22 protein-coding genes are annotated in these 24,598 nt (G+C 68.8%); 10 read left to right on the top strand and 12 right to left on the bottom strand.

What is annotated here, in order from left to right:
- Positions 1–9 precede the first annotated feature (9 nt).
- From ACFQ27_RS11470 to cysS, 3 genes are read right to left on the bottom strand one after another with little or no spacing between them, the layout of a single operon-like run.
- Positions 10–459: an iron-sulfur cluster assembly scaffold protein gene (locus ACFQ27_RS11470; RefSeq protein ID WP_377353680.1), complete on the bottom strand. Its 450-nt coding sequence runs from the start codon at positions 457–459 to the stop codon at positions 10–12.
- Positions 456–1,004 (bottom strand): SRPBCC family protein, encoded by a 549-nt coding sequence (locus ACFQ27_RS11465; RefSeq protein WP_374343111.1) that lies wholly within the window; start codon positions 1,002–1,004, stop codon positions 456–458. Before ACFQ27_RS11465 ends, ACFQ27_RS11470 begins: the two co-directional genes overlap by 4 nt.
- Positions 1,004–2,404, bottom strand: a complete 1,401-nt coding sequence (gene cysS, locus ACFQ27_RS11460; RefSeq protein ID WP_377353679.1) for a cysteine--tRNA ligase — start codon at positions 2,402–2,404, stop codon at positions 1,004–1,006. Before cysS ends, ACFQ27_RS11465 begins: the two co-directional genes overlap by 1 nt.
- Before the next feature lie 199 nt (positions 2,405–2,603).
- Between cysS and folE the strand changes: the two genes are divergently transcribed.
- Positions 2,604–3,236, top strand: coding sequence for a GTP cyclohydrolase I FolE (gene folE, locus ACFQ27_RS11455; protein ID WP_374343115.1), 633 nt, complete (start codon positions 2,604–2,606; stop codon positions 3,234–3,236).
- 72 nt (positions 3,237–3,308) lie between these two features.
- Here the strand turns inward: folE and ACFQ27_RS11450 are convergent, their stop codons facing one another.
- The gene (locus tag ACFQ27_RS11450) at positions 3,309–4,205 is read right to left on the bottom strand and encodes a DUF817 domain-containing protein (protein ID WP_377353678.1); all 897 of its coding nucleotides are present in this window, start codon (positions 4,203–4,205) and stop codon (positions 3,309–3,311) included.
- Between the two features lie 42 nt (positions 4,206–4,247).
- On the opposite strand from ACFQ27_RS11450, the gene hisI reads away from it, so the two are divergent.
- Both hisI and ACFQ27_RS11440 read left to right on the top strand, forming a co-directional pair.
- Positions 4,248–4,646, top strand: a complete 399-nt coding sequence (gene hisI / locus ACFQ27_RS11445) for a phosphoribosyl-AMP cyclohydrolase (protein WP_374343120.1) — start codon at positions 4,248–4,250, stop codon at positions 4,644–4,646.
- Positions 4,643–5,263 carry a LysE family translocator gene (locus ACFQ27_RS11440; protein WP_377353677.1) on the top strand — a complete coding sequence of 207 codons (621 nt, stop codon included), beginning with the start codon at positions 4,643–4,645 and terminating at the stop codon, positions 5,261–5,263. Before hisI ends, ACFQ27_RS11440 begins: the two co-directional genes overlap by 4 nt.
- Here the strand turns inward: ACFQ27_RS11440 and ACFQ27_RS11435 are convergent.
- Positions 5,260–6,936, bottom strand: a complete 1,677-nt coding sequence (locus ACFQ27_RS11435; protein WP_377353676.1) for an alkaline phosphatase D family protein — start codon at positions 6,934–6,936, stop codon at positions 5,260–5,262. The genes ACFQ27_RS11440 and ACFQ27_RS11435 overlap by 4 nt on opposite strands.
- 67 nt (positions 6,937–7,003) lie before the next feature.
- Between ACFQ27_RS11435 and ACFQ27_RS11430 the strand changes: the two genes are divergently transcribed.
- Together ACFQ27_RS11430 and rpoH are read left to right on the top strand one after the other, a co-directional pair.
- Positions 7,004–8,044 carry an RluA family pseudouridine synthase gene (locus tag ACFQ27_RS11430; RefSeq protein WP_377353675.1) on the top strand — a complete coding sequence of 347 codons (1,041 nt, stop codon included), beginning with the start codon at positions 7,004–7,006 and terminating at the stop codon, positions 8,042–8,044.
- 211 nt (positions 8,045–8,255) lie between these two features.
- Positions 8,256–9,146, top strand: a complete 891-nt coding sequence (rpoH, locus tag ACFQ27_RS11425) for an RNA polymerase sigma factor RpoH (protein ID WP_374343128.1) — start codon at positions 8,256–8,258, stop codon at positions 9,144–9,146.
- A 119-nt stretch (positions 9,147–9,265) separates the two neighbouring features.
- On the opposite strand, the gene ACFQ27_RS11420 is transcribed toward rpoH, so the two are convergent.
- On the bottom strand, positions 9,266–10,096 hold the full coding sequence (locus ACFQ27_RS11420) for a response regulator (protein ID WP_377353674.1): 831 nt from the start codon (positions 10,094–10,096) through the stop codon (positions 9,266–9,268).
- A gap of 93 nt (positions 10,097–10,189) precedes the next feature.
- A complete protein-coding gene (locus ACFQ27_RS11415) occupies positions 10,190–11,476 on the bottom strand; it encodes an adenylosuccinate synthase (RefSeq protein WP_374343132.1) in 1,287 nt (428 codons plus the stop codon).
- 178 nt (positions 11,477–11,654) lie between these two features.
- Here ACFQ27_RS11415 and ACFQ27_RS11410 point away from each other — a divergent pair, with 178 nt between their 5' ends.
- The gene (locus ACFQ27_RS11410) at positions 11,655–12,074 is read left to right on the top strand and encodes a VOC family protein (RefSeq protein WP_374343134.1); all 420 of its coding nucleotides are present in this window, start codon (positions 11,655–11,657) and stop codon (positions 12,072–12,074) included.
- Positions 12,071–13,054: a threonine/serine dehydratase gene (locus ACFQ27_RS11405; protein WP_377353673.1), complete on the top strand. Its 984-nt coding sequence runs from the start codon at positions 12,071–12,073 to the stop codon at positions 13,052–13,054. Before ACFQ27_RS11410 ends, ACFQ27_RS11405 begins: the two co-directional genes overlap by 4 nt.
- Here ACFQ27_RS11405 and ACFQ27_RS11400 read toward each other — a convergent pair.
- From ACFQ27_RS11400 to ACFQ27_RS11385, 4 genes are all read right to left on the bottom strand, one after another.
- Positions 13,024–13,998, bottom strand: a complete 975-nt coding sequence (locus ACFQ27_RS11400; RefSeq protein ID WP_377353672.1) for a hypothetical protein — start codon at positions 13,996–13,998, stop codon at positions 13,024–13,026. The two genes, ACFQ27_RS11405 and ACFQ27_RS11400, sit on opposite strands and share 31 nt — an antisense overlap.
- A 67-nt stretch (positions 13,999–14,065) precedes the next feature.
- The gene (locus tag ACFQ27_RS11395) at positions 14,066–17,230 is read right to left on the bottom strand and encodes an efflux RND transporter permease subunit (RefSeq protein ID WP_377353671.1); all 3,165 of its coding nucleotides are present in this window, start codon (positions 17,228–17,230) and stop codon (positions 14,066–14,068) included.
- Positions 17,230–18,366: an efflux RND transporter periplasmic adaptor subunit gene (locus ACFQ27_RS11390; RefSeq protein WP_377353670.1), complete on the bottom strand. Its 1,137-nt coding sequence runs from the start codon at positions 18,364–18,366 to the stop codon at positions 17,230–17,232. The genes ACFQ27_RS11395 and ACFQ27_RS11390 overlap by 1 nt, the downstream gene beginning before the upstream one ends.
- A 2-nt stretch (positions 18,367–18,368) precedes the next feature.
- Positions 18,369–19,799, bottom strand: coding sequence for a TolC family protein (locus ACFQ27_RS11385; protein ID WP_377353669.1), 1,431 nt, complete (start codon positions 19,797–19,799; stop codon positions 18,369–18,371).
- Positions 19,800–20,035: 236 nt separating this feature from the next.
- Between ACFQ27_RS11385 and ACFQ27_RS11380 the strand changes: the two genes are divergently transcribed.
- On the top strand, positions 20,036–21,688 hold the full coding sequence (locus ACFQ27_RS11380; RefSeq protein ID WP_374343146.1) for a M28 family metallopeptidase: 1,653 nt from the start codon (positions 20,036–20,038) through the stop codon (positions 21,686–21,688).
- Positions 21,689–21,697: 9 nt separating this feature from the next.
- Positions 21,698–22,507 (top strand): DUF72 domain-containing protein, encoded by an 810-nt coding sequence (locus tag ACFQ27_RS11375; protein WP_374343148.1) that lies wholly within the window; start codon positions 21,698–21,700, stop codon positions 22,505–22,507.
- A gap of 73 nt (positions 22,508–22,580) precedes the next feature.
- On the opposite strand, the gene ACFQ27_RS11370 is transcribed toward ACFQ27_RS11375, so the two are convergent.
- Complete coding sequence (locus ACFQ27_RS11370; protein WP_374343150.1) at positions 22,581–22,889, bottom strand: energy transducer TonB family protein; 309 nt, start codon at positions 22,887–22,889, stop codon at positions 22,581–22,583.
- A gap of 257 nt (positions 22,890–23,146) precedes the next feature.
- Between ACFQ27_RS11370 and ACFQ27_RS11365 the strand changes: the two genes are divergently transcribed.
- A partial coding sequence (locus ACFQ27_RS11365) for a methyl-accepting chemotaxis protein (RefSeq protein WP_377353668.1) occupies positions 23,147–24,598 on the top strand: 1,452 nt, incomplete at its 3' end.

Below are 24,598 nucleotides of genomic sequence, written 5' to 3'. Positions count from 1 at the left end.
ATTCAGGGATCAAGCCGCGCCGGCGCGGCTAGTTCGCTCCATGGCGCGGCGGACGGCTTCGGCCGTGGCCTCGAACGCGAGCAGCGTGGAGGCGTGACGGGCGGGATAGTCCTTCACCGGGGCGAGCATGGAGAGGTCCGAGAAACGTCCAGTCGGCGCGGGCGCGCCGTCCTTCAACATGGCACGAAACTGGTCCCGGGCCAACTCGATCTCGGCCAGGCTGGCTCCCAGGACATGGGCGCCCAGCACGGCGGCGGAGGCCTGGCCCAGCGCGCAGGCCTGCACATCCTGGGCGAAATCGGTGACGACGTTGTCTTTGACGTCAACATGGACGACCACCTTGCTGCCGCAGAGCAAGGCCACCTTTTCGGACACGCCCTGGGGATCGGCCAGCCGCCCGATATGCGGAATATTCGCGGCCAGTTTCAACAGCTTGGCGGAATACAGGTCGTCGATCATGACTCTGACTTAGGCGCCCCGCCCTGCTCGCGCCAGCGGGCCTCGGCGCGGGCGGCCAGGGCCTCGCCCATCTCGGTGAAGCCGCGGCGGATAGACTTGCGCAGCCGGCCCACCACCAGCCCGCCCAGCAAGCCCGTGAAGATCTCGCCGTTGGAGACGATGCAGTTTCCGGGGCCGAGCGCCTCGATCTCGATATAGCGCACCGAGGTGACCATTCCGCCCAGCATGGACAGCCGCCAGTGCAGCTGTTCCAGGGGCACCCATTCCATGACCACCGGATTGATCATCCGGTCCGGCTGGCCCGGCAGGGCCAGGCGCAGGGTCAGGACCGAGCCGATCCGGATCTCTCCGGCGGCTTCGGGGTAGAGCGGGTTCCACGCCGACCAGGACGGCAGGTCGGCGAGGATCTCCCAGATGATCTCGGCCGGCGCCTGGACGCCGATCCGATGCTCGATCTTGGGCGGGCCGGAGCCCGCCTGACCGCCCCCGCCGCCGAACACGAAGCCGGCGGAGGGCTTGAACATCTCCCCAGGTTGGAAGGGCATCAGGCCTGCTCCCGGATGCGCCAGGTCGCGCCGGTCGGCCCGTCCATGACCTCGACGTTCAACGCCGTGAGCGCATCGCGGATGCGGTCCGCGGCGGCCCAGTCCTTGGCGGCGCGGGCGGCGACGCGCTCGGCGATCAGGGCCTCGACCTTCTCGCGCAGCTCGTCGGTCACGCCCGCCTGGAACCAGGCTTCCGGATCGCCCGCCAGGAAGCCCATCACCTGGGCCGAGGCCAGCAGCTCGCCCTTGGCCTTGGCGCGGCCAGGCCCCTTGGCGGTCTCCAGCGCCGTGGCCAGACCGAACAGCTCGGCCATGGCGGCCGGGGTGTTCAGGTCATCTTCCAAGGCGGCCATGAACTTGGCGCTCGGCCCGGTGTCCTCGGCCTCGACCTCGCTGGAGCGCCGCAGGGCGCCATACAGCCGGTCCAGCGCCTTCTTCGACTGCTCGATCAGGTCGCCGGTCCAGTCCAGCGGCGCACGGTAGTGGCCGACCAGCAGCGCCCAGCGCAGGGCCTCGCCCGGGGCCTGGGCCACCAGGTCGTGGACCAGGGCCACATTGCCCAGGCTCTTGGACATCTTCTCGGCGCCCATGTTCAGGAAGCCGTTATGCAGCCAGTAGTTGGCGTAGCCGACCTTGTGGTCGCCATCATGGTGGCCGTGCGCGCAGACGCCCTGGGCCATCTCGTTCTCATGGTGCGGGAACAGCAGGTCGATGCCGCCGCCGTGGATGTCGATGGGCAGGCCCAGGCTCTGCTCGATCATGGCCGAGCACTCAATGTGCCAGCCGGGCCGGCCCGGCCCCCAGGGGCTGTCCCAGACCGGCTCGTTTTCCTTGGACGGCTTCCACAGCACGAAGTCGGCGGGGTGCCGCTTGTAGGGGGCCACGTCCACCCGCGCGCCGGCGATCATGTCCTCCATGGGATGACCGCTGAGCTTGCCGTAGTCGGGATAGGCCTGGGTGTTGAACAGCACATGGCCCTCGGCGGCATAGGCCGAGCCGTTGTCGACCAGCCGGCCGATCATGGCGATGATGGCGCCCATGGTCTGGGTCGCCCGCGGCTGGTGCGTGGGGCGCAAGGCGCCCAGCTCCGCCATGTCGGCGTTGTAGACCCCCAGATAGCGGTCGGTGATCGTCGAGATCGGCACGCCTTCCTCGGCGGCCTTCTTGTTGATCTTGTCGTCCACGTCCGTGACGTTGGCCGCATAGATCACGTGCTCAGCCCCATAGAGGTGGCGCAGCAGGCGGAACAGCACGTCGAACACCACCACCGGGCGGGCGTTGCCGATATGGGCGTAATTGTAGACCGTCGGCCCACAGACATACATCGTCACCCGGCTCGGATCGCGGGGGACGAAGGGCCGCTTGGCGCGGTCCATGGAGTCGTAGAGGGCGAGGGTCATAGGCTCTTCGATTGTCTCTTCAGGAAAACTACGTAGCGTCACAGTTGCCGCTTGCCGGCTTCGTCCCATATACAGACGACCCAAGCGGTAAGCCACGGGAACGCAACCTTGCGGCCCGAGCTTACGTAGACAGGGTGGCACGCGTCATTTCCGGGACCCTCGTCCCGGCGCAACTCAGCCCGGAAAGAACCTCAAGCACATGGACGCTCCTATTCGCGACCGAACCCTGGTCGGTGTTTCCGATCTTGATCTTGAAGCCGTGAAGCGCCCGACGCGCGAAGAGGCGATGGAGGCGGTTCGCACCCTGATCGCCTGGGCCGGCGATGATCCGCGCCGCGAAGGCGTGATCGACACCCCCAAGCGCGTGGTCGACGCCTATGCCGAATGGTTCGAGGGCTACAAGCTCGACCCGGCCAAGGAACTGTCGCGCACCTTCGAGGACGTGCAGGGCTATGACGACATCGTCATGCTGCGCGACATCGAGGTGGAGAGCCACTGCGAGCACCACATGGCGCCGTTCCTGGGCAAGGCCTATGTCGCCTACATGCCGACCAACCGCGTGGTGGGCATCTCCAAGCTGGCCAAGGTGGTCGAGATCTTCGCCCGCCGTCTCCAGACCCAGGAGACCATGACCCAGCAGATCGCCGACGCCATCACCGACAGCCTGCGCCCGGCGGGCGTGGCCGTGCTGATCGACGCCGCGCACCAGTGCATGACCACCCGCGGCGTGCACCACCGCCACGTCTCGACCATCACCACCCAGTTCACTGGCGTCTTCAAGACCGACCCGACCCTGCGTCAGCGGTTCCTGGACTTCGTCAACAAGCGCTGATCTCCCCGGTGTCATCCCGGAAGGCGCGCAGCGCCTGTCCGGGACCCAGACGCGCGGGGACTTCCGGATAGATCAGTGTCTATGGGTCCCGGTCTTCGGCTTCGCCGAAACCGGGATGACAGCGGTGGGCGCTTCCGGCCGGTGCACCAGGCTGACCAGCACGAAGCTCAGCATCATCAAGAGATACCAGGATCCCAGCTTGGCCAGCGGGACCATGCTCCAGCCATGCTTCTGGTCGGGATAGATCCAGGTCCGGGTGAAGGTGCCGACGTTCTCGGCGATCCAGATGAACAGGGCCACCAGGATGAAGCCCAGAAGCATGGGCATGCGCCGCGCCTTCAGGTCCGGCGTGAACAGGAACGACCGGCCCCAGAAGATCAGTCCTGACAGGGCGAACAGGCCCCAGCGGATATCGACCCCGTAGTGGTCGGTGAAGAAATTCAGGTAGCTGAGCAGGGCCAGCAGCCAGGGCGCCCAGAGGGGCGGATAGCGCTCGAAGCGGATGTCAAACAGCCGCCAGGCGCGGGCGATATAGCTGCCGATCGCGCCATACATGAAGCCTGAGAACAGCGGCACGCCGCCGATCCGCAGCAGCGAATCCTCCGGATAGATCCACGAGCCGGTCGCGGTCTTGAACACCTCCATCGCCGTGCCGACCACGTGGAAGATGAAGATCACCAGGGCCTCGTCCCAGCGCTCCAGCCGGGTGGCCAGCAACAGCACCTGGATCAGCAGGGCGTAGACCACCAGGGCGTCATAGCGGCTGACCGGCGAGGCGTCCGGCCACCACAGGCTCGTGCCGATCAGGGCCGCGACCATCGCCCCGCCATAGAGGCAGGCCCAGGCCTGTTTCAGGCCGAACAGCAGGAACTCGTAGAGGAAGGCGTTGAGGCGCGAGCGCGCCGCCCAGGGGCGAACGGCGGCGTCCATGGCCGCCACCCGGCCCTTGATCCAGTCCTTGAGACTCATGCGCTCTGAGGCTAGGCGGCGGAGCCTTATCGCGCCATAGGGTTGAGCATGACTGAGTTCCCCACCGCCCCCGACAAGACCGCCCTGGAGCGCGGCGAGGTGCTCGCCCCGCGCTTTGACGCCAATGGCCTGATGGCGGTGGTGACCACCCATGCCGAGACCGGCGAGGTGCTGATGTTCGCCTGGATGAACGCCGAGGCGCTGGCCCGCACCCTGGAGCTTGGCGAGGCGGTCTATTTCAGCCGGTCTCGCAACGAGATCTGGCACAAGGGCGCGACCTCCGGCCAGATCCAGAAGATCGTCGAGATGCGCATCGATTGCGACCAGGACTGCCTGTGGCTGAAGGTCCTGCCCCAGGGCGATGGCGGCGCCTGCCATGTGGGCTTCCGCTCCTGCTTCTACCGGGTGGTGGAGGACGGCAAGCTGGTAGAGCGGCCGTGACCCTTATCCAGTCCCTGTCGGCCTTCACCCTGGCCGCGACCCTGCTGACCCTGACGCCCGGCCTGGACACCGCCCTGGTGCTGCGCACCGCCGCCGCCGAAGGGCCAAAGCGCGCCGCCCTGGCCGGGGCCGGAATCCTGCTGGGATGCCTGGCCTGGGGGGCCGCGGCCGCCGTGGGCCTGGGGGCGCTGCTTGCAGCCTCCAGCCTGGCTTTCACGGCGCTGAAGTGGGCCGGGGCGGCCTATCTGGTCTGGATGGGGATCAACCTGCTGCGCAAACCCCGGGACAGCTTTGAGAGCGAGACTGCGCCCAGCGTCTCGGGCGGCGGCTGGCTGTGGCGGGGCCTGTTCACCAACCTGCTGAACCCCAAGGTGGGCGTGTTCTACGTCTCGTTCCTGCCCCAGTTCCTGGTCGAGGGCGTCCCCGCCGGCCCCTACATGTTCGGCCTGGCCGCCATCCATGCGTTGCTGGGGGCGATCTGGTTCGCCGCCCTGATCGCCGCGACCCAGCCGATCTCGCGCGCCCTGCGCCGGCCGGCGGTGGTCGGCTGGATGGACCGCACCACCGGCGCGGTCTTCATCGGCTTTGGCCTGAAGCTGGCCCTGGCCCGCCGCTAGATCTCCGTCAGGCCGGAGACGCCGCGCGGCTCGGGGGTCAGGCGGAAGGTCTTGTCCACGCTCACCTCATAGGTCGGCTGGACGATGGTCGAGACCTTGATCATCTCGCCCTTGGCCTCGGTCGGCGTCAGGGTCAGCAGCACGAAGCCCTTGGCCGACTGGTTGTTGTAGACGACCTCCTTGTTGGCCTTGGCGTAGATCTCGCCCACCGGAAGGGTCGTCAGGGCGTCGCCGCCGCCGGGGCTGGTGATCCCGGTCGTGCCGAACTCGGCGGCCACGCGGGCGCCGGCGGCGTCATAGAGCTCATTGGCCCAGAAGGCGTGGCTGTCGCCGGAGACGACGATGGTCCGCGCGCCGGCCGCCTTGATGGCGTCGTACAGCCGCTCGCGGTCCACCGGATAGCCGTCCCACATGTCCAGGCCATAGGGCAGGCCCAGGCCCGCGATCAGCTCCAGCCGGTCCAGGCGGGCCTTGCCGGCCGCCGAAAGGCCCTTGGTCGCCTTGGCGTAGTCGGCGGGGGCCATCTCCTTCTTGAAGCTGGCCACATTAACCTTGGCCATGACCACCTCATTGCCCAGCACCTGCCAGGTGCGGCCGGACTTCACCGAGGCGTCCAGCTCGCCGGCCAGCCAGGCCAGCTGATCCTCGCCCATCATCCGCCGATAGGGATCGTAGAGCTTGGCCTTGAAGGCCTTCAGGTCCGGCTTGCCGTCCATGCCGTTCAAGTCGCGGTCATAGACCAGCTGCTTGTCGCGGGCGGTCAGCCGGGTCTCCAACATGAACAGGCTGACGAGGTCGCCGAAGTGGAAGGTCCGGTTGATGGCGAAGCCGCCGTCCGCCGGCTCGCGGATCGGCATCCACTCGAAATAGGCCTTGATGGCGCGGGCCTTGCGCTCGTTCCACGGACCTTCGTCGATGGGGGTGTGATTCTGGGCGCCGTCCTTGAAGCTGTCATTGGCGGTTTCGTGGTCGTCCCAGACCACGATCCAGGGCGCCTTGGCGTGGGCCGCCTGCAGCATGGGGTCAGTCTTGTACTGGGCGTGACGGCGCCGGTAGTCCTCCAGGCTCTCGCACTCGTGCGGCGGATCGTGCGGCCGGAAATAGGCCACCTTCGAGTCCATGCCGTAGGAGCCCGGCCCGCCGTATTCGTAGATGTAGTCGCCCAGATGCAGGACCACGTCGACGCGCGGCTGGGCGGCGATGGCGCCGTAGGCGTGGAAGTAGCCGTTGGGATAGAGGCTGCAGCTGGCCACGGCCATGACCACGTCATTGACCTTGCCCTGGGGTAGGGTCCGCGTGCGACCCGGCCGTGAGCTGACCCCGTTGGCCTCGAACCAGAAGTCATAGTCGACGCCGGGCTTCAGGCCGGTGACGTCGACCTTGACCGTGAAGTCGCGGGCGGCGCTGGTCGTCCCCTGGCCGGACTTGGCCAGCTTGCGGGTGCGCCAGTTCCGGACGACCGGGGTCAGCCACCAGCGATAGGCGATCTCGCCTGTCGTCGCCTCGGCCGGGGTGATGCGGGTCCACAGGATCACCCGGTCCTGCAGCGGATCGCCCGAGGCGACGCCGTGGTCGAAGCGCACGGCGCCGGCATAGGCGGCCGATTGGCCAAGGGCGGGGGTGGCGGCGCCCAGGCCCAGCAGGGCCAAGGCCCGGCGACGATCAATCTGCATCGGGGACTCCTGTTCGCGCGCGCCGCCCAGGCGTGCCATACACCTGACGCTCCCATACGGCGGGAGCATGATAGTTCCATGTCCGCAAGAGGCCACGCCCCTGTCCACCCCCGACCAGATGCCTGACGACGAGGACGAGGCGCCGGCGGGCGAGGTGCTGCGCCTGAGCCTGGCGCCGGATCAGGCGGGCGGGCGGCTGGACAAGACCCTGGCCGAAGCGGTTCCGGACCTGTCGCGCGGCCGCATCCAGGCCCTGCTGGCGGCGGGCCGCATCCGCCTGGACGGCGCGGCGCTGACCGACGCCTCGGCTAAGGCCAGGGCCGGCGACTACGAAATCCTCATCCCGCCGCCCGAGCCGGCCACGCCGGAACCGGAGGCCATTCCGCTCACGGTGCTCTACGAAGACGCCCACCTGATCGTGGTCGACAAGCCGGCCGGCATGGCGGTGCATCCGGCCCCCGGCAGCGAGCGCGGCACCCTGGTCAACGCCCTGCTGCACCATTGCGGCGACAGCCTGTCAGGCGTCGGCGGGGTGGCCCGCCCGGGTATCGTCCACCGCATCGACAAGGACACCTCCGGCGTGCTGGTGGTCGCCAAGACCGACGCCGCCCACAAGGGCCTGTCGGCCCTGTTCGCCGCCCACGACCTGGACCGCGTCTATGTGGCCCTGACCCGCGGCGCGCCCCGGCCCGAGCGCGGGACCATCGAGACCCGCATCGGCCGCTCGCCCCATGACCGCAAGAAGATGGCCGTGCTGCGCACGGGCGGCCGCGAGGCGATCACCCACTACGCCGTCGAGAAGACCTTCGGCGCCCAGGACAAGCCGGTGGCGGCCCGCATCGCCTGTCGACTGGAGACCGGCCGCACCCATCAGATCCGCGTGCACCTGGCCTCCAAGGGCGCCCCCTGCCTGGGCGATCCCATCTATGGGGCGGGGGCGCCGACGAACGCTGTGAAGGACGCGCTGGCCAGGTCCGGGCTGAAGCGCCAGGCCCTGCACGCCCAGGTCCTGGGCTTCGTTCACCCGGTCACCGGCGAGACCCTGAGGTTCGAGTCCCCCCTGCCCGAAGACATGGCCAGCCTGGAAGGCCTGCTGTCAGGCCTGTGAGAAAGACTGGGCGGCGACCGCCTTGTTGCGGCCCATTTCCGGGACTACAAATACCTGAGTAGAGCACTCGGACTTTCGGGCCGTCCTCCCAAGCTTGGCCCTCTTACGCTCCCCAGGATCGATACCTATCTAAGGTCTGGAGGGGGCGAACGGCTCCGCGCGGCTTGTCGCGCGCCGACCCGAAGTCCGTTCGAGGGAAGGGGATATACACATGGCTGGAACGACCGCGCTGTCGGTGATGTCGCCTGATGGCGGCCTGAGCCGGTACCTGACCGAAATCCGCAAGTTCCCGATGCTGGCCAAGGACGAAGAGTTCATGCTGGCCAAGCGTTGGCGCGAGCACGAAGACCCCGAGGCGGCCCACCGCCTCGTGACCAGCCACCTGCGCCTCGTGGCCAAGATCGCCATGGGCTATCGCGGCTACGGCCTGCCGATCGGGGAAGTGATCTCCGAGGGCAATGTCGGCCTGATGCAGGCGGTGAAGAAGTTTGAGCCGGACAAGGGCTTCCGCCTGGCGACCTACGCCATGTGGTGGATCCGCGCCTCGATCCAGGAATACATCCTGCGCTCCTGGAGCCTGGTGAAGATGGGCACGACCGCGGCCCAGAAGAAGCTGTTCTTCAACCTGCGCAAGGCCAAGAGCCAGATCAGCGCCTTCGAGGAAGGCGACCTGCGTCCCGAACAGGTCTCGCAGATCGCCACCAAGCTGGGCGTTCTGGACGAGGAAGTCATCTCGATGAACCGGCGGCTGTCCGGTCCGGACGCCTCGCTGAACGCGCCCCTGCGCGCCGACGGCGAAAGCGAATGGCAGGACTGGCTGGCCGACGAGAACACGCCGAGCCAGGAAGCCGTTCTGGCCGACTCTGAGGAACGCTCGATCCGCATGAGCCTGCTTGAGACGGCGATGACCGAGCTGTCGGACCGCGAGCGTCACATCCTGACCGAGCGCCGGCTGAAGGACGAGCCCACGACCCTGGAAGACCTGGCCTCGCAGTACGGCGTCAGCCGCGAGCGGGTGCGCCAGATCGAGGTTCGCGCCTTCGAGAAGCTGCAGAAGTCCATGAAGGCGGCCGCCGAGGCCAAGAACCTCGTCGACGCCTGATCGCTGAGATCATCTGAACGACAGAGCCCTTCCAGCGTCCGCCGGGAGGGCTTTTTCCTGGGCGTGATAGCCAAAAGTGGCGGCCGGTTTCGGCGGCCATCACGCGCCAGAACCAAGAGCTAGAGCATCACCACTTGGTCGCGGCCACGGGCGGCGCCGTCGTCCTTGGGCAGGCGCGCCAGCAGGGGCAGGGACGCCTTGGCGATGGCCGGGGGGTCAAGCACCCCGGTCTCGGCGGCGTCACGCAGGATGCGCTGCAGCTCGGCGGCCTCGGTGACCAGGGCCACGTCGCTCATGCCCACCCCGACCTTCTGCAGGTCGGCGGCCTGGGCGCGCAGGGCGCGAAGCGCCTGGGCGGAGTCGCTGGACAGGGCCGGCAGGGCCGACTTGATGATCCGGATCGCCTGCAGGACCCGTTGGGAATCGCTGGACTCGCGCACGTCGGACTTGCGCTTCAGCGGGCCGGTATAGTCCTCGGAATTGAAGCGGCGGCGGTCGGGGCCGATGTACTGCACCGCCTCGATCCAGTCCCGCGGCCGCAGGATCACCGCCTCGAGCCGGCGAACCAGCTCCTTGTTGGTGTAGGGCTTACGCAGGAACTCGTGCACGCCGGCGTCGCGGGCGGCCAGGATCGACTGGGCCGTGGCGGTGGAGGTCACGACGATAATCGGCGCCTGGCGGCACATCATGTCGCCGCGACGCACCTTACGGGCGAAGTCGACGCCATCGACGCCGGCCCCCGACAGCTCGACGAACATGATCTGCGGGTCGATCTGGCTGGCGATCTCCAGGCCACGCTTGTTGGTCTGGGCGGTGAACACCTGACCCTGGCTGATATTGCGCAACAGGTCGCCGAGCAGCCGGGCGCTCGCCGGCGTCGGATCAACGATCAGCGCCTTGCGGAGCCGCGGCGCCATCTTGGCGATCAGCTTGGCTTCGTCAGTAAACACGGAAATGCACCTGGACTCGGAAGTCTTCGGGCGCACCATGAGCCGAGAGCGTAAAGAACCGCTTTAAGTGCGACTTTTCGCCGCAGTAATTCCTCAGTCCTGGAAGGGATCGCGCACCATGATGGTGTCGTCCCGCTGCGGACTGGTGGAGACCATCGCCGCCGGCGCGCCGATCAGCTCCTCCACCCGGCGGACATACTTCACCGCATTGGCGGGGAGGTCCTTCCAGGAAGTGGCGCCGGCGGTGCTTTCGCTCCAGCCGTCCATTTCCTCATAGATCGGCTCCAGCGCCGCCTGGGCCTTCAGGCCGGCGGGCAGGTAGTCAAAGGTCTGGTCGCCCAGCCGATAGCCCACGCAGATCTTCAGCTTGGGCAGGCCGTCCAGGACGTCCAACTTGGTCAGGGCGATGCCTTCAATGCCGTTCAGGGCCACCGACTGGCGCACCAGGGCGGCGTCGAACCAGCCGCAGCGGCGCGGGCGGCCGGTGACCACCCCGAACTCGCGGCCGACCGTGCCCAGGTGCTGGCCAATCTCGTCGAACAGTTCGGTGGGGAACGGGCCTTCGCCCACGCGGGTGGTGTAGGCCTTGACGATGCCCAGCACATAGCCGGGACCGCGCGGACCCAGGCCTGAGCCGGCCGCAGCCTGGCCGGCCACGGTGTTGGACGAGGTCACATAAGGGTAGGTGCCGTGGTCGACGTCCAGCAGGGCGCCCTGGGCGCCTTCGAACAGCACCCGCTTGCCCGACTTCACCACCTCGTCCAGCAGCCGCCAGGCGGGGCGGGCGAAGGGCAGCACCTTGGGCGCGATCTCTTCCAGCAGGGCGAGCAGGCCGTCGGCGTCATAGTCCGGCAGGCCCAGGCCCTTGCGCAGGGGCGCGTGGTGGGCGAGCAGGCGGTCGATCTTGACCTTCAGGGCCTCGCGGTCGGCGAGGTCGCCGACCCGGATGGCGCGGCGACCGACCTTGTCCTCATAGGCCGGGCCGATGCCGCGGCCGGTGGTGCCGATCTTGGCGGTGGTGGCGGCCTCGCGCGCCTTGTCCAGGTCGGCGTGCAGGGGAAGGATCAGGGTGGCGTTGTCGGCCAGGACCAGCAGGTCCGGCGTGATGGTCACGCCCTGGCCGGCCAGCTTGGCGATCTCCTCGATCAGGTGCCAGGGATCGACCACGACCCCGTTGCCGATCACCGACAGCTTGCCCTGAACCACGCCCGACGGCAGCAGGCTGAGCTTGTAGACCTGATCGCCCACCACCAGGGTGTGGCCCGCGTTGTGGCCGCCCTGAAAGCGCACCACCACATCGGCCCGGTTGGACAGCCAGTCCACCAGCTTGCCCTTGCCTTCGTCACCCCACTGGGCGCCGATCACCGTCACATTGGCCATGAGATACGAGTCCGCCGCCTGCCGCGCGGATCCACATCGCCCTTCGACAGGACTCGACGAGTGGACTTGCTCGATTTTGGGTGACCGGGCGAGCGCCTCTGGGGCGCCTCAGGTCCGGTCGTCGGGTGTAGACCCCGAGGCGCTTGCGCCGTCAAGCCCCCGCGTTATGAGGGAAGCCATGACCATGCCCCGCTTCCACCTCGCCTTTCCCGTCCGCGATCTTGCGGAGGCCCGCGCCTTCTATGGCGAGCTGCTCGGCTGCCCTGAGGGCCGATCCAGTGCAGACTGGGTGGATTTCGACTTCTACGGCCACCAGATCGTCGCCCACCTGGCGCCGGACGAGGTCGGCCATCGGCACACCAGCGCCGTCGACGGCGAGCAGGTGCCGGTCCGCCATTTCGGGGCCATCCTGACCCTGCCGGCCTGGGAGGCCCTTGCTGAGAAGCTGAAGGCGGCGGGCACGAAGTTCATCATCGAGCCGCAGATCCGCTTCAAGGGTCAGCCCGGGGAGCAGGCGACCCTGTTCTTCCTGGACCCTTGCGGCAACGCCCTGGAGTTCAAGGCCTTCGCCGACGACGCCATGGTCTTCGCCAAATGAGCGTCAGCTTCGCCGACATCGAGGCGGCCGCGGCCAGGCTGGCCGGCCACGCGGCCGAGACGCCGCTGATCGAGAGCCCGGCGCTGAACGACCGGCTGGGCTGTCGCGTGCTGATCAAGGCTGAGACCCTGCAGCGGGCCGGGGCCTTCAAGTTCCGCGGCGCCTATAACCGGCTGGTCCAGCTTGAGGGTGAGGAGAAGCGGCGCGGGGTTGTCGCCTTCTCGTCTGGCAACCACGCCCAGGGGGTCGCCCTGGCGGCCAAGCTGCTGGGCATGCCGGCCCTGATCGTCATGCCGTCTGACGCCCCGGCGGTGAAGGTCGCCGCGACGCGGGGCTATGGCGCCGACGTCCTGCTCTATGACCGCCTGACCGAGGACCGCGAGGCCATCGCCGCCAAGGTCGCCGCCGAGCGCGCGGCCGTGGTGGTCCCGGCCTTCGATGATCCGCACATCATCGCCGGACAGGGCACCGCGGGGATCGAGCTGGTGCGCCAGGCCAAGGCCCTGGGTGCGAACCTCGACCTGTTCATGGCCCCGGTCAGCGGCGGCGGCCTGCTGGCGGGAACCTCGCTGGCCGTGCGCCATCTGTCGCCGAGCACCGATGTGGTGGGGGTCGAGCCTACAGGTTTCGACGACACCGCCCAGTCCCTGGCCAATGGCGAACGGCTGGAGATCAAGCCGACCGGCCGGTCCTATTGCGACGCCCTGGAGAGCCCGGCGCCCGGCAAGATCGTCTTCCCGATCCTGCGAAAGACGGTGAGCGGCATGGCCGACGTCACCGACGCCGAGGTGGCCGAGGCCATGCGCTACGCCTACACGACCCTGAAGCTGGTGGTGGAGCCCGGTGGCTCGGTCTGCCTGGCGGCCCTGTTGGCCGGCAAGGTTCCGCTGGCGCGCCCCGGAAGCACGGTGGCGATCGTCCTGTCCGGGGCCAATGTGGACCCGGCCTTCTATGCCCAGGTGCTGGCCGGCGAGGCCTGAGCCTCGTCGCCGGCGGTGAGCTGGCGATAGACGTCGATGAACGGGGCCGCCATCAGGGTCTGCAGCACCGCCGCCAGCATGCCGTAAAGGATCAGGCCCAGGACGGCCCAGGGGGCGAGCTGGGCCGCCCAGGCTTCCGGCGGCTGGGCCGCCAGGGCCTGGAGATGCGCGCCGATCCCGGCCAGGCTGCCGGCGACGCCGCCGACCACGGCCAGGATCACCGCGACGATCACCACAGCGACCTCGATCAGCAGCAGGAGCGCGACCAGGGCCACGGCCAGGCCGAACAGCTTCCAGCCATGGCCGCGGGTCAGGCTCCAGGACTCCAGCAGTCGGAAGCGCCCCTCGGTGACGGTCATCGGCATGGCCATGGACAGGCGCAGGGCCGCCCAGCCGAACAGGATCATGCCCACCAAGGCGACCCCGAAGGTCGCCAGGCCGCGGACATCGCCCCCCTGGCCGCCGGCCGCCAGGGTGATCCCCAGCACGATGAAGGTTCCCAGGATCAGGGCCGCGACCACGGTCAGGATGATGATCCCGATGATCGCCAGCTGGACCAGAACGAGCTGGAGCTCAGGCCGGCCGAACCGCAGATAGGCGAACCGCCGGTCGGAGGGCGTCAGCACCGCCCGGCAGACGGCGGCGAAAAAGATGCTCTGCCCGGCCAGGGCCAGCGGGAACTGAAGCAGTTGCCAGGGCAGCATGCGCTGCTGCAGGGCCACCAGGGCCGGCCCCTCGGGATCCGGATCCAGCCCGGCGGCAAGGTCGCGCATCACCGGCGTGTAGGCGGCCAGCAGGTCCGGCCACAGGACCAGATAGCCCAGGACCTGGGGCAGGATGCCCAGGACCAGCCAGGCCAGGCCCCAGGCGGGGATCAGGCCGGGCCGCGCCCGGAACAGGCGGAACCCCGCGCCCAGCGCCGTGCCGATCGAAACCTTCGCCATGCCCGCTCCTGGGATCCCGTTCCGCTGGACCTTAACCTCAAGGTTGCGGCCCTGAACAGCCGCAGGCTCAGCGGACGGTGGACTCCTGGCCCTCGCGGTCCTCGGCCGGGGCCTCGCGCGGGGTGATCAGCTTGGCGAGCTTGGGCCGCAGCCAGGTCTCGAAGTCGTCGACGAACTCGTAGACCACCGGCACCAGGACCAGGGACAGCAGGGTCGAGGTGATCAGGCCGCCGATCACCGCCACGGCCATGGGCTGGCGGAACTCGGCGCCCTTTTCCAGGGCGAGCGCGGTCGGCAGCATGCCGGCGGCCATAGCCACCGTGGTCATGACGATGGGACGCGCCCGCTCGCGGCAGGCCTCCAGCAGCGCCTGGCGTTGCTCCACCCCTTCGCGTTCCCGCTCGATGGCGTACTCGACCAGCAGGATCGAGTTCTTGGCGGCCAGGCCCATCAGCATCAGGAAGCCGATCAGGGACGGCACGCTGAGCGACAGGTTGAAGGCCAAGAGGCCCACAAAGGCGCCGCCGAAGGACAGGGGCAGGGCCGTCAGGATCACCGCCGGCTTGAAGAAGCTGCGGAACAGCAGCACCAGCACGCCATAGATCATCAGCACGCCCGAAATCAGGGCCAGGCCGAAGGAGCTGAACAGCTCCACCATGGCTTCCAGCTGGCCGGTCTCGGCCGGCGCGACGCCCGGGATCTTCTTGTCCTTGATCTGCTGCATGATCGGCAGCTTCTGGATCTCCGCATAGGCGGGACCCTGGACGGTGCCGTTCAGCTCGGCCTGGACGGTCAGCTGGCGCTTGCGGTTCAGGCGCTCGATCCGGGCGGGACCGGCCTGGAAGCTGACATCGGCGACGGCGTCCAGGGTGGTCATGCCGCCCGAGGCGGTGGGCACGCGCAGGGACTTGATCCGCTCCAGGTCGGCGCGGGCGTCGGCGGGCATGCGGATGCGGATCGGGATCCGCCGTTCGCCCGAGGTCAGCTTGGCGACGTTGGCGTCGATGTCGCCGACCGTCGCGACGCGGGCGATCTGGGCGATGGTGTCCACCGAGACGCCCAGGCGGGCGGCCTCATCGGCCCGGGGCCGGATCACCAGCTCAGGGCCGGTGGGCGGGACGGACGGCTTGGGATCGGCGATCAGCCGCACGGTGCGCATCTGCTTTTCCAGCTCCAGCGCCGCACGCTGCAGAGCGGCCGGGTCATCGCTGGTCAGCACCTGCTGGATGCCGGCGCCGCCCTGGAAGTCCAGGAAGGAGACGCGGGCGTCGGGCACTTCGCGCAGGGCCTGGCGGGTCGCGTTCTTCAGCTCATCGCCCGTGATGCTGCGCTTGGTGTTGAGCAGCACGATCACGGTGCCGTCGCGCAGGTCGCTGCCGCCGCCCCCGCCGCCAAAGCCGGGGCCGCCGGTCGCGGCGGTGGAGCCGACCTGGGTGAAGACGCCGCGGACGCCTTCGCGACCCTGGAAGATGTTGGAGACGCGGGCGGCCACGTCCTCCATGTCCTTGGCCGTGGCGCCGGGCGGACCCTGGAGGTTCACATAGATGTAGTCAGGGTCGCCGGCCGGCTGGAAGCCCTGGGGCAGCAGGGGGACCATGAGCAGCGAGGCCACGAACAGCACGCCGCCGGCGATGCAGGCGATGATCCGGTGGTCCAGCGCCCATTCAAGGGCGTTGCGGTAAAAGCCTTCGAAGGGCTTGCGCTCGTGGGCTGTCTTGGCCGGCTTGAGCAGATAGGCCGCCATCAGCGGGGTGAGCAGGCGCGCCACCACCAGCGAGAACAGCACCGCCACGCAGACGGTCAGGCCGAATTCGCGGAAGAACTGGCCGGCCATGCCGGTCATGAACGACACCGGAGCGAACACCACCACGATGGCCATGGTGGTGGCCACCACCGCCAGGCCGATGGCGTCGGCGCCGATCATCGAGGCCTCCCACGGGCGCATGCCCTGGGCGACGCGCTTCTCGATGTTTTCGATCTCGACGATGGCGTCATCGACCAGGATGCCGATGACCAGGGTGAGGGCCAGCAGGGTGACCACGTTCAGGCTGAACCCGAACATGTTCATCACAAAGAAGGTGGGGATCAGCGAGATCGGCATGGCCGCTGCGGTGATCATGGTCGAGCGCCAGTCGCGCAGGAAGATGAACACCACGAGCGCGGCCAGGATCATGCCTTCGAGCAGCACGTGCTGGGTCGCCTCAAAGGAGGCGCGGGTCTCGTCCACCGAGGAGAAGATGCGGGTGAAGGTCACGCCCGGATGGGCCTTGGCCAGGGTGTCCAGGGCCTTGACCACCTCGTCGTCCACGCGGACGTCGCTGGAGTCGCGGGTCTTCATGACCTGGAAGCCGACCACCGGGCGGTTGTTGAAGCGCGCAAAGCCGCGCACCTCGGACGAGCCGTCGCCGACCTCGGCCACCTCGGTCAGCTTCACATAGCGGCCGCCGCCGGTGGGGATGGTCAGGTCGCGCAGGGCGTCCAGGGTGTTGGCGGCGCCAAGAACCCGCACGGTCTGCTCGCGACCACCGACCGAGGTCCGGCCGCCGGCGGCGTCCTGGTCAAAGCTGCGCAGGGCGGTGTTGACCGCCGCCGCCGTAAGCCCACGGGCCGCCAGCTTGTCAGGGTCGATGATGACATTGATCTCGCGGTTAACGCCGCCGACGCGGGAGATCTGCGAGACCCCCTTGGCCGACTGCAGGGCGCGGGAGACGGTGTCGTCGATGAACCAGGAGAGTTCGGTGTCCGACATCGCCGGCGCCTCGACCGAATAGGTCAGGATCGGCGAGCTATCGAGCTCCACGCGGGTGACGGTCGGCTCGTCGATCTCGCGCGGCAGGACCGCGCGGGTCTGGTCGATCTTGGAGCGGACGTCGTCGGTCTTCTTCTGCAGGTCCTGGCCGAGCTCAAACTCGATATTGGTCGTCGAGACGCCCTGGCTGACCGTGGAATAGATGTTCTTGACGTCAGAGATGCCCGCCAGCGCGTCCTCGACCGGACGCGTGACCTGGGTCTCCATTTCCGCCGGGGCCGCGCCGTTCTGGGTGACGGTGACCGACACCATCGGGAACTGCACGTTGGGGAACTGTTTGATGGGCAGGCCGGTGTAGGCGACCATGCCGGCCAGGACCATGGCGATGAACAGCACCGCCACGGGAACCGGGTTCTTGATCGCCCAGGCGGAGATGCGCAGGCCGCCCTCCCCCTCGCCGGCGTAAGGATCCGAGCCGCTCATTACTTCACACTCGCGGGCTTGCCGGCGTCACCGAACACGGGGCGCACCAGGTCGCCGTCGAGCAGGAAGGCCGCGGCATTCTGGATGACCACGGCGCCGGGCGCTGGGCCCTGGGTCAGGGCGACGAGCCCGCCGCCGCGGGCGCCGGTCTTCACCACCACGCGCTTCACCCGGTTGTCCGAGCCCACGACCATCACGCTGGCGCCATCGGCGTCGTAGCGGATCGCGGTCTCGGGCACGGCCAGGCTCTGGCCGGCGGCGTCCTCGAACAGGGCGCGGCCGAAGCCGCCGGCCCGGATGTCGCTGCGCACCGGCAGGCGCACCCGAACCACGCCGAGCTTGGTCTGGCTGTTCACCTGGGGCGAGACGAGCCGCACGGTCCCCTGGGCGCTGGAGCCGGTGGGCAGGACCACGGTGACCCGTTGGCCCGGACGGACCCGGGCGATGTCTTCTTCAGACAGCTCGGCGCGCAGCTCGATCTCGCCGCCCTGGGCGATCCGGTACCAGGCGGAGCCGCCGGCCGACAGATCGCCGGGGCGGACATTGCGTTCCAGCACCAGGCCGGAGACCGGGGCCGAGACGTTCAGCTTGCCGGCCCGGGTCTGGGCGTCCTTCAGCGCGGCGGCCTGGGCGTTGGCGGTGGCGCGGGCGGCGCGGGCCTGGAAGCGGCGCTGTTCCAGCGCCTCCTGGGACAGGACGCCCTGGCCGTCGAGGCCGCTCACCCGGCTGGCCTGGGCCTCGGCCTGCTCGGCCTGGACCGCGGCCTGGGCGGCGAGCGCCCGCTGCTGGTCGACCTGGGCGGAGATCAGGGCCCCATCCAGCTGCACCAGGGTCTGGCCGGCGCGGACATACTGCCCCTCATCCACCAGCACCTTGGCGACGCGATAGCCGGTCACTTCGGGCAGGACCGCGGCCTCCTCGCGGGGCTGCAGGACGCCGGTGGCCGACAGGGCGCCGGTGATGGCGCGGGCCTCGACCTTGACGACCCGCACGGCGCGGGCGCGCTGGGCCTCGGTCTCGGTGACAGCCGCCTTACGGCCGCAGGCGGCCAGGGGCGCCGCCGCCAGGGCGACGCTGACGGAGATCATGGCGATCCGCGAGGCGGACTTGAAAAGCGGGGTGTTGGAGTTCGTCACGTCTAGCGCGCCTCTTTCACGGAGCGGTCGGCGGAGGACGGCCAGCCGCCGCCCAGCGCCTTGTAGGATTGAACCGTGCGCCGCAGGGCCTGGACCTGGGCGCTGGTCAGTTGGGAGCGGACCGAGCGCCAGGCCTGTTCGGCGCTGAGCGCGGTCGTCAGATCATCGATGCCGGCGGCGTAGCGGACGCGGGCGGCCTCATAGGCCCGGCCGGCCCGGCGTTCGCCCTCGGTCAGGTCCGCCACCCCGCGGCGGTCGGCCTCGAGCCGGACCAGGGCGGTGTCGGCCTCGCCATAGGCGGTCTGCACCGCCTTCTCATAGGCGATGACCGCCTGTTCGGTGCGGGCGTTCTGGGCCTTCAGCTCGGCCAGCAGGCGCGGGATCGACAGCACCGGCTGGGTCACCGAGGCGCCGATCGACCAGTTGCGGGTGGTCGAGCGGTAGCCCGGCTGCTCGCTGTTCGACAGGCCGACGCCGGGCGTCAGGGTGAAGGTCGGGAAGAAGGCCAGCTGGGCGTAGGTGGTGCGGCCGGCGGCGGAGCGGACGCGGGCCTCGGCCTCGCGAACGTCAGGCCGGCGGGCGAGCAGGGCGCCAGGCACCGTGGCCGGAACCTCGGGGACCGCCCCAACGGTGGCGTCCACCGGCAGGTTGGCTAGGGGCTCGATCCCCCGCCCGACCAGCACCAGCAGGGTCCGCCGCGTGGCCCTCAATTCGGCTTCAAGGCTCGCAACCTGGGCCTGGGCCTGGGCGAGGTCGCCGGCCACCCGGTCGGCGTCGGCGCCGGAGCCGAGACCGCGCTTGGCCTTCACCTCGGCCACCTGCTGCAGGCCCTGCTGGATCCGCAGGGTCTCGCGGGCGTCGGCCAGCTGGATCGCCAGGCCGCGGGCCTGGAAATAGGTGTCGGCGACATTGGCGGCGAGGCTGGAGCGCGCGCCTTCATAGACGAAGCGGGCCGCCGTGGTGTCGCCCTTGGCCGCCTTGGCCACCGCGAAGATCCGGCCGAACAGGTCCACTTCCCAGCTGACGTTGAGGCTGGCGCTTTCGGAGGTGGATTTGCCGCTGGACGAGAAGCCGGGGATGCTGACCGGCGTGCCGTAGGTCTGGGTGGTGTGGGTCTCCTTGTGGGAGGCCGCGCCATCGCCCTGGGGCAGGAAGGCCAAGAGGCCGGTGGTGGCGGTGGCGCGCGCCTCGGCCAGCCGGGCCGCGGCGGCCCGGGCGTCGGGCGCGGTCTTCAGCGCCTGCTCGATCAGGCCGGTCAGCTCGGGGTCGCCGAACTGGGTCCACCAGGCGTCCAGCACCGCGGCGTCCGCCGCCTGGGCCGCAACGGGGGCTTCATAGGCCGCGGGCAGGCGCACGTCCGGCTTGCGCGCGGAAGCGCAGGCGCCGAGCGCAAGGCAAGCCAGGCCGGCTGCGGTAAGGACTGCGGGTCGCATCATCTCTTCTGTTCGTCGTCGGACCAGCGAATCAGGGCCGAGCACACCGGCAATGAAACGCTGAAATCTGAGGTCAAGCTCGCGTCGCCTTCACATGGGTAGACGACGCCAGGATTGCAGGGCGGATACAAACCGTGCTCGCAGCCGTAACGTAACCGCCGCGCCACGTCCCTAGCCGAGGCCGCGCCGAATGACTAGGGTTCGGCGCAATCCCCCTCCCCTGTTCGAGTGTGATCATGAAACGTTTTCTGCTGGCCACCGCCCTGAGCTGGGCTGTTTTCGCCCAAGGCGCCCAGGCCGCCGCCATCGACCCCGCCCTGCTGGCCGACCACATCAAGGTCCTGTCCTCCGACGCCTTTGAAGGCCGCGGCCCGGCGACCGAAGGCGAGAAGAAGACGGTCCAGTACATGACCGAGCAGTTCAAGGCGGTGGGCCTGCAGCCGGGCGGCGACCTCGGCAAGGACGGCAAACGCGCCTGGACCCAGGATGTGCCCCTGGCCAAGTTCGACATCGAAGGGCCCGTCGCCGTCGGCGTGAAGGTCAAGGGCCAGGCCCAGGCCTGGACCCAGGGCGAACAGATCGCCATCCGCGCCGCCCAGACCGGCGCCAACCGGGTCACCGTCAAGGACGCGCCGGTGGTGTTCGTGGGCTATGGCGTCAAGGCGCCGGAGCGGAACTGGGACGACTTCAAGGGCGTCGACCTGAAGGGCAAGATCGCCCTGGTGCTGGTCAATGACCCCGACTTCGAGACCGGCGAAGGCGACTTCGGCGGCAAGGCCATGACCTATTACGGCCGCTGGACCTACAAGTACGAAGAAGCCGCCCGCCAGGGCGCCGTGGGCTTCATCGTCATCCACGAAACCGCCCCGGCGTCCTACGGCTGGGCGACGGTGAAGAACTCCAACACCAACACCGTCTTCGACATCATCCGCGCCGATCCCGCCAAGAGCCACGCGCCGGTGGAGGCTTGGGTGCAGCGCGACGTCACGGTGGAGATGTTCAAGGCCGCCGGCCTGGACTTCGAGGCCCTGAAGAAGCAGGCCCAGACCCGCGACTTCAAGCCGGTGACCCTGAGCGGCGTCACCTTCTCGGCCGACTATGCGGTCAAGGCCGAGAAGATCGTGTCCAAGAACATCGTCGGACTGCTGCCCGGGACCACCCGTCCGAACGAGACCGTCATCTACACCGCCCACTGGGACCACCTGGGCGTCGGCCTGCCGGACGCCAAGGGCGACAAGATCTATAACGGCGCCCTCGACAACGCCTCGGGCTCCTCGATGCTGATCGAGATCGCCCGCCAGTTCGCGCAGGCCCCGCGCACCGCCCGCTCGGTGGTGTTCCTGTCGGTGACCGCCGAGGAAAAGGGCCTGCTGGGCTCGGAATACTACGCCGCTAACCCGCTCTATCCGCTGGCGACCACGGTGGGCGACATTAATATGGACGGCGTCTCGGCCTATGGTCCGGCCAAGGACTTCACCACCTCCGGCGATGCGCCCCTGACCCTGCAGGACGACCTGATCGCCTTGGCCGCGGCCCGCGGCAAGTCCTACAGCCCCGACCCGCGTCCGGGCGCGGGCAGCTTCTTCCGCTCGGACCACTTCCCCTTCGCCAAGCGTGGCGTGCCGGCCATCTCCTTCGGCGCCGGCCAGGACCTGGTGGACGGCGGCAAGGCCCGAGGCGAAGCCCTGGCCAAGGCCTTTGTCACCGACCGCTATCACCAGCCGGCGGACGAGTACTCGCCGGACTGGAACCTGACGGGCGCGGCCCAGGACGCCGCCCTGCTGTTCGACTTCGGCCAACAGCTGGCCAATTCGACCACCTGGCCGGAATGGAAGGCGGGCTCCGAGTTCAAGGCCGAGCGGGACAAGTCCGCCGGCCAGCGCAAGTAGGCGCCCGCCATGACTGAAGCCGGCGTCATCCGGTCGGGCATGGGCGGCTTCACCTTCGAGCCCTGGCGCGGGACCTTCTATCCGGAGGGCCTGCGCCAGGCCGATGAGCTGGCCTACGCCACCCGCCACGTGACCTCGATCGAGATCAACGGCACCTACTATTCCAGCCAGAAGCCGGAGACCTTCGCCAAGTGGGCGGCCACCGCCCCCGACGGCTTCGTCTTCTCGCTGAAGGCCTCGCGGTTCTGCACGAACCGCAAGGTGCTGGCGGGGGCCGGGGACTCCATCGCCAAGTTCCTGGGCCAGGGGATCGTCGAGCTGGGCGACCGGCTGGGGCCGATCCTGTGGCAGTTCATGGCCACCAAGGCCTTCGACCCCGCCGACTTCGAGGCCTTCCTCGACCTGTTGCCCCAGACCTATGAGGGCCTTCGCCTGCGCCACTGTGTCGAGGTCCGGCACATGAGCTTCTTCGATCCGGCCTTCATCGAGATGTGCCGGGCCCGCGGGGTGGCGATCAGCCTTTCCGAAAACGAGGGCGCGCCCTTCATTCCCGACGTCACCGCCGACTTTGTCTATGCGCGGCTGATGGCGGGGTCGGAGGACAATCCCGCCTGCTACACGCCGCAGGACCTGGACGCCTGGGCCGGCCGGTTCAGGACCTTTGCCGCGGGCGGCGCGCCGGACGACCTGTCCGCCGTCTCGCCCAAGCCGGCCGATGCCCGGCCGCGCGACGTGTTCGCCTACTTCATCCGCGAGGGTAAGACCCGCGCGCCCCTGGGGGCGATGGCCCTGCTGGAGCGGCTCAAGGCCTCGTCCTGAAACGCAAAACGCCCCCCGGCCGGAGCCGAGGGGCGTGAAGCTATAAGAACCGTTGGTTCCTGGTGGCTTCGGCTCAGCCGCCGCCGGGGAAGCGCATCGGCACCTTCACGACGCCGGTCTTCGCACCCATCGGCAGCGCTTCTGCGACGCACAGGGCCGCCTTGTCGAAGCCCTTGTTCGGCTGGCTGTTGTCGAGGACCTTGCAGCCCGTCAGCTTGCCCGCATCGGCCGTGCATTCAAGCATCACCACAGCCGCGTCGCGGGTGTTGGCGTTCTTGGTCAGGCACTTGCCCATGCTGTCTTCAAATGACCCGGCGGACGCCTGAGAGACGCAAGCCAGAGCCAGGGCGAAACCGCCCGCGATTTTGAGGATATTGTTCACCGCCCCACTCCTTTCTAGATTTGAGCGCGAGGGGACGGTCGCCCATTCAGGTTAAGGGAATCTGAGTCGCCGCAACATTTGCGTGTGCGCTGCAGCGCAGATTCCGCCTCAGAGGTGGTATCGCGACGAATTGACGCAGCACAACCCCCGGCTGACCGAAACTTTCGTCCTCACCCGCTGCGGTGACATTTGGTTAGCAAAGCCTGCGGCATGGTGACCGGGACGCTAACCGTACTTCTCTCGCGGGGGATATTGTTGTGAACCGCTTCCGGCTCGTGGATACGCCGCTGATCATAAAGATCGGCTTCGCGCCCGCCTTCGCCCTGGTGATGCTGGCCCTCATGGCCACCGGCGCCATCGTCCTGCAACGCGGCCAATCGGCCGAGCTGAAGCAGGTCGTCCAGGTCGACATGCCCAACAGCCTTCGAATGCAGAAGGTCTCGGAACGGATCACCGCCGTTCACGGGCAGCTCTACTTCCTGCTGACCCACCAGGGCGCCTCGATCGAGGTCGAGAAGATCCCGGAACAGAGCCAGGCTCTGCTGACCGAGATCGACTCGATCACCAAGGAGGTTCAGACCGCGCGGGCCTCGGCGCCGGCCGATCAGAAGCAGGCCTATGACGCCCTGCTGAAGGATCTGAAGAACACCCGCGACGCCCTCGACGTGATCGCCGCGATGATCACCGTCGACTTCGGCACCGCCGCCGGCTTCGCCGCGCCGTTCGAAGAAGAATACGCCAAGATGAGCAGCAACCTGCACAAGATCGTGCAGGCAGGTCAGGCCGAGACCGACAAGAACGCCGCCGCCAGCGCCAAGCGGGCCGCGACCGCCCAGGCCCTGACCGTGGTCGGCGCCCTGGGCACCCTGGTGATCGCCGGCGCCCTGGCCCTGCTGCTGACCCTGACCCTGCGCCGGGACGTCAACAAGATCGCCGGCGCCACCGCCTCCCTGGCCCGCGGCGACAACAACATCGACCTGGACGGCATGAGCCGGAAGGACGAGCTGGGCGCCATCGTCACCTCGCTGAAGGTGTTCCGCGACAACCAGCTTCACCTGGAGCAGCTGCGTAAGGAACAGGAGGCCGCCGAGGCCGCCGCCGACGCCGCCCGCCGCCAGAACGCCGACGCCGCGGCCGCCATCGCCGAGGAACAGGCCCTGGTGGTCAACTCCCTGGCCAGCGCCCTCGACGCCCTGGCCTCCGGCGACCTGACCTTCCGCCTGGAACGCGAGTTCCCGGGCGACTACCGCAAGCTCCGCGACGACTTCAACGCCGCCGTGGCCAAGCTGGAAGAGGCCATGCGGGCCATCGCCTCGGCCACCGCCTCCATCCAGTCGGGCGCCGGCGAGATCAGCCATTCGGCCGACGACCTGTCGCGCCGCACCGAGCACCAGGCCGCGACCCTGGAAGAGACCGCCGCGGCCCTCGACGAGATCACCGCCACGGTCAACAAGACCTCGGAAGGCGCCAGCCATGGCCGCGAGGCCACCGCCTCGGCCAAGAACGACGCCGAAGCCTCGGGCGAGGTGGTGCGCAAGGCCATCGCCGCCATGAGCCAGATCGAAGCCTCGTCCAGCCAGATCGGCCAGATCATCGGCGTCATCGACGAGATCGCCTTCCAGACCAACCTCCTGGCCCTGAACGCCGGCGTCGAAGCCGCCCGGGCCGGTGACGCCGGCAAGGGCTTCGCCGTGGTCGCCTCCGAAGTG

It is taken from the genome of Phenylobacterium conjunctum (assembly GCF_042679085.1).
In the GTDB taxonomy this organism is placed as follows: Bacteria; Pseudomonadota; Alphaproteobacteria; order Caulobacterales; family Caulobacteraceae; genus Phenylobacterium; species Phenylobacterium conjunctum.
The sequence above is the reverse complement of the archived record's forward strand: the minus strand, read 5'-3'. Positions and strand labels throughout refer to the sequence as shown.

Excerpts from the sequence above, each read along its gene's own strand:
- ACFQ27_RS11470 (WP_377353680.1), bottom strand. The coding sequence starts at position 459 with ATGATCGACGACCTGTATTCCGCCAAGCTGTTGAAACTGGCCGCGAAT.
- ACFQ27_RS11465 (WP_374343111.1), bottom strand. The coding sequence starts at position 1,004 with ATGCCCTTCCAACCTGGGGAGATGTTCAAGCCCTCCGCCGGCTTCGTG.
- cysS (WP_377353679.1), bottom strand. The coding sequence starts at position 2,404 with ATGACCCTCGCCCTCTACGACTCCATGGACCGCGCCAAGCGGCCCTTC.
- folE (WP_374343115.1), top strand. The coding sequence starts at position 2,604 with ATGGACGCTCCTATTCGCGACCGAACCCTGGTCGGTGTTTCCGATCTT.
- ACFQ27_RS11450 (WP_377353678.1), bottom strand. The coding sequence starts at position 4,205 with ATGAGTCTCAAGGACTGGATCAAGGGCCGGGTGGCGGCCATGGACGCC.
- ACFQ27_RS11435 (WP_377353676.1), bottom strand. The coding sequence starts at position 6,936 with ATGCAGATTGATCGTCGCCGGGCCTTGGCCCTGCTGGGCCTGGGCGCC.
- ACFQ27_RS11430 (WP_377353675.1), top strand. The coding sequence starts at position 7,004 with ATGATAGTTCCATGTCCGCAAGAGGCCACGCCCCTGTCCACCCCCGAC.
- rpoH (WP_374343128.1), top strand. The coding sequence starts at position 8,256 with ATGGCTGGAACGACCGCGCTGTCGGTGATGTCGCCTGATGGCGGCCTG.
- ACFQ27_RS11415 (WP_374343132.1), bottom strand. The coding sequence starts at position 11,476 with ATGGCCAATGTGACGGTGATCGGCGCCCAGTGGGGTGACGAAGGCAAG.
- ACFQ27_RS11410 (WP_374343134.1), top strand. The coding sequence starts at position 11,655 with ATGACCATGCCCCGCTTCCACCTCGCCTTTCCCGTCCGCGATCTTGCG.
- ACFQ27_RS11405 (WP_377353673.1), top strand. The coding sequence starts at position 12,071 with ATGAGCGTCAGCTTCGCCGACATCGAGGCGGCCGCGGCCAGGCTGGCC.
- ACFQ27_RS11400 (WP_377353672.1), bottom strand. The coding sequence starts at position 13,998 with ATGGCGAAGGTTTCGATCGGCACGGCGCTGGGCGCGGGGTTCCGCCTG.
- ACFQ27_RS11395 (WP_377353671.1), bottom strand. The coding sequence starts at position 17,230 with ATGAGCGGCTCGGATCCTTACGCCGGCGAGGGGGAGGGCGGCCTGCGC.
- ACFQ27_RS11385 (WP_377353669.1), bottom strand. The coding sequence starts at position 19,799 with ATGCGACCCGCAGTCCTTACCGCAGCCGGCCTGGCTTGCCTTGCGCTC.
- ACFQ27_RS11380 (WP_374343146.1), top strand. The coding sequence starts at position 20,036 with ATGAAACGTTTTCTGCTGGCCACCGCCCTGAGCTGGGCTGTTTTCGCC.
- ACFQ27_RS11375 (WP_374343148.1), top strand. The coding sequence starts at position 21,698 with ATGACTGAAGCCGGCGTCATCCGGTCGGGCATGGGCGGCTTCACCTTC.